Annotated in this window: 6 protein-coding genes and 1 pseudogene; 5 read left to right on the plus strand and 2 right to left on the minus strand. The window is 60.7% G+C overall.

The genetic code is table 11. The annotated features are described in order from the left end of the window. Window positions 1-414 precede the first annotated feature (414 nt). Window positions 415-1,599: an MFS transporter gene (locus GM909_RS25490; RefSeq protein ID WP_157020337.1), complete on the minus strand. Its 1,185-nt coding sequence runs from the start codon at window positions 1,597-1,599 to the stop codon at window positions 415-417. Window positions 1,600-1,739: 140 nt separating this feature from the next. Between GM909_RS25490 and GM909_RS25495 the strand changes: the two genes are divergently transcribed. The 3 genes from GM909_RS25495 (at window position 1,740) to GM909_RS25505 (ending at window position 5,681) form a co-directional block, all read left to right on the plus strand. Then, a complete protein-coding gene (locus GM909_RS25495; RefSeq protein ID WP_157020338.1) occupies window positions 1,740-2,636 on the plus strand; it encodes a LysR family transcriptional regulator in 897 nt (298 codons plus the stop codon). A gap of 446 nt (window positions 2,637-3,082) precedes the next feature. Beyond that, window positions 3,083-3,757 (plus strand): restriction endonuclease, encoded by a 675-nt coding sequence (locus tag GM909_RS25500; protein ID WP_198174418.1) that lies wholly within the window; start codon window positions 3,083-3,085, stop codon window positions 3,755-3,757. A gap of 373 nt (window positions 3,758-4,130) precedes the next feature. Beyond that, window positions 4,131-5,681 (plus strand): Fic family protein, encoded by a 1,551-nt coding sequence (locus GM909_RS25505; RefSeq protein ID WP_157020340.1) that lies wholly within the window; start codon window positions 4,131-4,133, stop codon window positions 5,679-5,681. Window positions 5,682-5,699: 18 nt separating this feature from the next. Here the strand turns inward: GM909_RS25505 and GM909_RS25510 are convergent, their stop codons facing one another. Continuing rightward, entirely contained in the window at window positions 5,700-6,122 is a 423-nt protein-coding gene (locus tag GM909_RS25510; RefSeq protein WP_157020341.1) for a very short patch repair endonuclease, read from the minus strand. A 178-nt stretch (window positions 6,123-6,300) separates the two neighbouring features. Here GM909_RS25510 and GM909_RS26565 point away from each other — a divergent pair. Both GM909_RS26565 and GM909_RS26570 read left to right on the plus strand, forming a co-directional pair. Continuing rightward, window positions 6,301-6,579 (plus strand): annotated as a pseudogene (locus tag GM909_RS26565) (ATP-binding cassette domain-containing protein); the annotation flags it as partial. Window positions 6,580-6,712: 133 nt separating this feature from the next. Beyond that, a partial coding sequence (locus GM909_RS26570) for a hypothetical protein (RefSeq protein ID WP_407941367.1) occupies window positions 6,713-6,773 on the plus strand: 61 nt, incomplete at its 3' end.

Raw genomic sequence — 6,773 nt, forward strand, 5'->3', positions numbered from 1 at the left:
AACCGTCTGCGTGTCTTCATGCTGGATCGTCCTTTTCATCGATCGATCCACCTTAAGCCCCTGTCTCAGAAACCGGCACCACCTCTGTACGGTGCTGTAGGTCCCGTCTGCGGCGGCGCTCTCAAGCGACGTCATCTCCCAAGCGCCCACGATGGGAGATTTGTTTTTCTTGCGCGATGACCGGCGCGCTTAGCGCCATCGCCAAAGCCAAGGTCGCAATCCTCAAGTTGAACTTCATTGGAACGGTCCTTTTGCTTGGTGGCAATTTTTTGTGTGGGGCAGCGCCCCCTTTAGCGTCAGACTGGCTAAAGCGTCGGACGGAACAGGATTTCGTTGATCGCGAAGGCCACGGCGCGAACGAGGGCGGGAACTGCCAGCGCGGTGTCGAGAAGTGAACGGCGGGAATGGCGGGGGTCATCGTTGGCTCCTCCGGTGCGACAATGCGAGACAGGCGCAAAGTGCCGAGCCACCGAGCAAAGTGGCCGAGAGGGCAAAGGTGACTTGCCAGCCAAGAAGATCGAAAACGAGACCGCCGGTAGCCGCGCCGGCCATGATGGCCAACTGGATGGTTGCGACCTGAAGCCCGCCACCAGCCTCCGCTTCGGGGCCGAGCGTCCGGGCAAGCCAGGTACCCCAGCCGACAGGGGCCGCCGTTCCGAAGAACCCCCACAGGACGATCAGCGCACCGACACCGACCTGCACCTGCGCGGACAAGATCATCAGCACCGCAAGTCCTGCCATGATCGCCGGAATGGCGATCAACAGGCCATAGAGGTGCGTTCGCAGAAGGCGGCTAATCGCCCAGGTTCCCGCCAGACCCGCAAGCCCGAGGGCGAGAAAACCGCCCGTGAGCATGGGAACGGAAAAGCCTGCCACCCCTTCAAGGTACGGCCGCAGATAGGTGAAAAGCGCAAACTGCCCCATGAACAGCAGGAAGATCGCTGCCATGCCGAGCGCTACCTGACGGCGGAAAAGCAGACCGAGAGGATTGGCGCGCCGGATGCCGCGGGGAGGAAGGGACGGCATGTGGATCCGCTGCCAGACGAGCGCGAGCACAGCGACCGGAACGATCAGCGCGAAGGCGCCGCGCCAGCCGATGATGTCGCCGAGCCAGGCGCCAAGCGGCGCGGATATTGTGGCGGCGATCGCGTTGCCGGCGTTCAACGCGGCGAGCCCTTGCTGCACCTGCTCTGCCGGCAGCAGCCGCATCACGATGGCGGTCGACATCGACCAGAATCCGCCGATGGCGACGCCCAGCAACGCGCGACCGATCATCAGCACCGGATAGGTCGGGGCGAAGGCGACAATCAGCGCCGAGACGATGAGCAGCGCCGCGAAGGCGGACTGCACCAGCTTGCGGTCGACACGCCGCGTCAGCCCGGCAATCGTGAGGCTGGTGATGACGGCGAAAAGACCGGAGATCGAGATCGCCTGGCCGGCCCGTCCCTCGCTGACGCCGAACTCGCCCGCGATCGGGGTCAGCAGGCTGACCGGCATAAATTCCGAGGCGATGAGAACGGCGACGCAGAGAGCCATCGACATGACCGCGCCCCAGGCGGAGCGCGTATCGGCTGGTTGTACTGTGAGTGTCGTGGACATTCTGCACCTCGCTTCCAGCTGCAGAGCCGGCTTTCGATGGGGCAGAGATAGCAGCCGCCAGACAAATGGATTAGACGTGCAAATACGATTGCATTAATCGACAGAGCGCATGAATGTATCGCCTGTCAGGGGGGCCGCAGATGGCAAGGGGACAGTTTAATGACTTGCTGTGGTTCCTGGCCGTTGCCGAGGAGCGCAGCTTCACGCGCGCTGCGGCCAAGCTCGGCATCGCCCAGTCCACGCTCAGCCACACCATCAAGCGACTGGAGACGCAGATGGGCATCCGGCTCCTGACGCGCACCACGCGCAACGTCGCGCCGACCGAGGCAGGAGAGCGCCTGCGCCAGGCACTGGCGCCGCGCGTGGAAGAGATCGAGGCGGAAATCGCGTCGCTGACCGAGTTTCGCGACAAGCCTGCAGGGACGATCAGGATCACGTTGTCCGATCACGCGCTCCAGAGCTACGTTTGGCCGAAGCTGCGGCCCGTGCTTGTAGACTATCCGGACATCAAGCTTGAGCTGAACATCGACAACGGCTTTCGCAACATCGTCGAGGAAGGATTCGATGCGGGCGTTCGCCTTGGCGAAAGTGTCGAGAAGGACATGATCGCGGTGAGGATCAGCCCCGATTGGAGATTGGTGGCGGTCGGGTCACCCGGATACCTGAAGACGCATCCCGCGCCGGTCCACCCGGAAGAGTTGATCGGGCACAACTGCATCAACCACCGGCACCTCAGGGCCGGCGGGCTCTACGCCTGGGAGTTTGAAAAAGATGGGCAGGATCTACGCGTCCGGGTCGATGGCCAGCTCGCCTTCAATTCCTCGCACGCGATGATCGATGCGGCGCTGAACGGCTACGGCATCGCCTACATTCCGGAGGATACGGTCGTGCAGCACATTGCGGCCGGAGACCTGGTGCAGGTTCTGGACGACTGGTCGCCCTTCTTCGCCGGATACTACATCTACTATCCCAGTCGGCGGCAAAACCTGCCGGCGTTCAGGATCATCGTGGACGCGCTTCGCTATGTGGAGCGATGACTGATAAGTGGAGAGCTATTCGAAACCACCGGATTCTTGAGCGTCGTCAGTAGCGGATGGCGGCTTTCAGGGTCGTTGGCAGCGCCGCGAAACGGCGAACATCGGGGCGTGAAACAGTAATCTGCGGTCCGGCTACGGAAGTAGCGTTTAGGTCACCTCGGTCGATGAGGATGATGTCGCTCTGGCGTGCTCCAGCGTAGAAGATACAACGTTAGGGTATCGAGGCTACGGACCGCTACCGTCGATCCCACACCTACCGGAAATACGCCACAGGCTCCGATTGTTCTCTAGAAGCTTGGCAGCATAGAGTAGCACAGCATGATCGCCGATACTCGGTGGCAAGCGCTTGGGGGAGCGATCGCGATGAAGGATGTGTGGGAGGACTGGAGACTTTACGAGCGCCTGGTTGCCCGGTTGATGCAGACCAACTGTCGACGGAGTTTTGCGTGACTCCGAATGCTTCGATCCTAGGTGCCATCACGGGTGTCAAGCGACAGATCGACGTTTTGATCGAAGCGCGACACGATACCGACAACACTCGGCGGATCATCGTCGACGCGAAGCGGCGGAAGCGCAAGATCGACGTAAAGGACGTAGAGACCTTCCGGGGTATGATGGAAGACGTAGGTGCCACCCATGGGTATCTCGTATGTCCTTATGGACATACGGCAGCCGCGGAGAAGCGCGCACAGACGGCGGTGAGCATCCGTTTGCTGCCGCTTGACCGTCTTGAGGATTTCGATCCGAGAACTTGGCCACGCTGCTCACGTCCCAAGTGCAAGAACGGACGCGTTTTTTGGGACGGCTATCCGGAGGTCTCGCTTGGCCTTCTGGCGCTCGACGGTACCGAAGCCCAGACCCGGCACGCGTTCGTCCATAGCGTCGGCAAGTGCGATCGTTGCGGGGTCTTTCACGTATCCTGTGCGACCTGCCATCAAATCCTCTGCATTCCCGAGGACAACGAAACCGACATAGGCCATCAGTGCGAGTGCCGATTGCCGTGGTTCTGGCTTGCCTCGATCGAAGAGGATGAGCGCGGGGCGCGGTCAGCCGAACTTCATCTCGTTATGGGTACCAGCGAGGTCCGGACGGTGAACCGGCGATCTCTATCAACAGCGTGATTGCGCGCACGATGTGGTGTGACGCTCGACGGCGAATGCGTCAGCTTCCCAAAGGGTGCGGCGAGAGGTTTTGTCCGAATTCGCGGCGTAATGCTGATGCTGAATATCGGGTGTTGCAGCGAGCGACCCTGTCGAGGCTTGACTGTGAAATAGCGTGCAATATTCCGAGTTCGCAGTGATCGGCTTCCAAATAGGACCCATCACTGTTGCGTGTCAGGTAGGGATTTTGTCATGGGCCGTTTGTACGGAAGATAAATAGCGCCTTCTGTGAATGGGATTCACAAAATGCATATGCTGTGATAGATTTTCACGGACGGTGAAGGAAATGCACAGCACGGGCTCAACCTGGTGAAACTATTTCGCAGAGGATGTAATGGGTGAATGGCCCTCGCAAACGGTGACGCATTTTCGCGGCCGACCCTTGCCAGAGGCTGGCGTGCCCGTCGGATATGCTGCATTGATGGAGCGCTATGGCCTCATCCTGCCGCTTCCGCCCCGCCTCTCTGCGATTGCCGGGCGCCACCACCCAGTATCGAACGAAGCCTGGCTCATGCAGACGCCCCGGCATCAACCGGATGCGAGCCTTGCCAGCCAGCTCACCTATGCCCTCAGGTACGAGGGAATCGACCTTTCTGTCCTATGGCAGATCTTTTCGATAGTCGATGGTCGCGAGCTTGAGGCATTCGTGCGCGAAACGCCGACGGGCACATTTGCACGCCGTACATGGTTCCTCTTTGAATGGTTGACGGACCGGCGGCTTGACCTGCCGGACACTGGAAAAGTTCGCTTAGCTCCGGTCGTGGACCCGCAGTTGCAATTCGCGCTTTCGAAGGGTGAACCCTCGCCCCGGCACAAGGTGGCGAATAACCTTCCGGGGACGCCAGCCTTCTGCCCCCTCGTGCGACGAACGCCGGCGATGGTCGCATTTGAAGGCAAGGCGCTTGCACTGCGCGCACGCGAAGCGATCGGCAGGATTCGGCCGGACCTTGTTGCACGGGCCGCTGCATTCATGCTGCTCAACGATTCAAAGTCATCCTTCGAGATCGAAGGCGAGCGGCCGTCGGGAAACAGGACGGCTCGCTGGGGGCAGGCGATCGCGCAGGCCGGGAGCCGGGAGTTGACGGTGGCGGAGCTTGATCGTCTCCAGCGGATCGTCATTGGTGATGCTCGTTTCGTGCGCTTGGGGCTACGCCAAGAGGGCGGCTTTGTTGGCGTGCACGATCGGGAAAGCAATATACCGATACCCGACCATGTGAGCGCCCGGCACGAGGATCTTCACTCGCTGGTAGAGGGGCTGACCCAGTTCGCCCGCTTGTCGGCGGAAGGTGGACTGGATCCGATCGTGGCCGCAGCGAGCCTCGCCTTCGGCTTCGTCTACATCCATCCCTACGTAGATGGGAACGGGCGGCTCCACCGCTGGCTGGTCCACCATGCATTGGCCGCCGCCCACTTTAATCCGCCCGGATTGGTCTTCCCCGTCAGCGCGGCAATCCTGCGACAGCTCGAACGCTACCGTACTGTACTGGAATCCTATTCTCAGGCCTTGTTACCGCTCATCGACTGGCGGCCAACGCCGGACGGCAACGTCGAGGTCCTTAACGATACTTCAGCTTATTATCGCTATTTCGATGCCACAGCCCACGCCGAGTTTCTCAACGGCTGCGTCGAACAAACCATCGAGCAGGACCTGCCTTCCGAAGTCCATTTCCTTGAGGCCTTCGACAAGTTCTCGAAGGACGTCCAGGAGATTGTCGATATGCCGATGGCGAAGGTCGAGCTGCTCCAGAAGTTCTTGGCGCAGGGAAACGGCAAGCTATCCCAGCGCGGGCGGAACAAAGAATTCGCGGCCCTGGAAGAGACTGAGGTCACGCAGGCCGAGCGTGCGTTTGCGGCCGCCTTTGGCGCGCCGCAAGAGGAGGGGTAAGGTGGCATGGAAGTTGGGCTAGACATCCGAAGGAAGCAGCTTGCGGAACCGATTGCGGAGCGCGGTGGGATTGTTGACATCGCACTCCCATACCGTAATGACGCGCCAGCCCAGCGCCTCAAGCGCCTTGGCCGAGGCGGCGTCGCGCTCAACATTGCGCGCCAGCTTTGGAATCCAATAGTCGCGGCGCGTTCGCGGTACATTCGCCAACTTGCAGCCCGCGTGCTGGTGCCAAAAGCATCCATGCACTTGGATAACCGTGTGGTGCCTCGGCAAGACAATGTCCGGATTGCCCGGCAAGTCGCGCCGGTGGAGGCGAAAGCGGTAACCCATGGCATGCAAGCATCGACGCACGACGAGCTCCGGCTTCGTGTCCTTCTGCCGGTTACCTCGCATGATCCTAGATCGTGCCGCCGAAACGGTGGGCTCTTCCGTTTTCATCCTGTGCCCTATGCTTGTGCAGCATTCCGCGGAATGAAACCATCCACTCATCGTTGATGATGCCGCATCAATTCCTGCAGATACAGGATCATACGCGGGAGCCCGACCTGATCGCGCCATGGCCATACGGGAAAGCGGCCTTCAAGCTGCCGCCCTGGATGAAGGGGTGAGGTCGGCGATGTCTGCCACTGTCTCACCTCCCTTGCTGTCCTGTCGAAATGTCACAAAGCGATTTGGTTCGCTGGTTGCCATCGACGATTTGAGCTTCGATCTGCCTGCCGGGGAAATCCTCGGCATCGGCGGCCCGAACGGCGCCGGAAAGACCACCTTGTTCGAGATCATCTCGGGACATAACACGGCCACAAGCTGCCAGATCCTGCTCGAAGGACGGGATGTGACACGCTGTTCGCCCGTGCAGATGTGCCATGCGGGCATGGCGCGGGTTTTCCAGCTGAACACGGGCTTCGATAGCCTCAGTGTCCGCGACAACGTGCGCGTGGCGGCCTATTACGGCCGCCGCAACCGCATTGTCCCGGGTATCAGCATGGAGCCTGCGGTCGAGGAAGGATCCGTTCACCGGCACGGTTTTTGTGTTCCGGTCCAGGCGCGCCGACCGTTTGAAACTCTTGTATTTTGACGGCACCGGCCTGG

Source organism: Mesorhizobium xinjiangense, from assembly GCF_009749525.1.
Lineage (GTDB): Bacteria > Pseudomonadota > Alphaproteobacteria > Rhizobiales > Rhizobiaceae > Mangrovimarina > Mangrovimarina xinjiangensis.

Bases quoted from the DNA above. Each gene is read 5' to 3' on its own strand.
- GM909_RS25490 (WP_157020337.1), bottom strand. From the start codon at position 1,599: ATGTCCACGACACTCACAGTACAACCAGCCGATACGCGCTCCGCCTGG.
- GM909_RS25495 (WP_157020338.1), top strand. From the start codon at position 1,740: ATGGCAAGGGGACAGTTTAATGACTTGCTGTGGTTCCTGGCCGTTGCC.
- GM909_RS25505 (WP_157020340.1), top strand. From the start codon at position 4,131: ATGGGTGAATGGCCCTCGCAAACGGTGACGCATTTTCGCGGCCGACCC.
- GM909_RS25510 (WP_157020341.1), bottom strand. From the start codon at position 6,122: ATGAAAACGGAAGAGCCCACCGTTTCGGCGGCACGATCTAGGATCATG.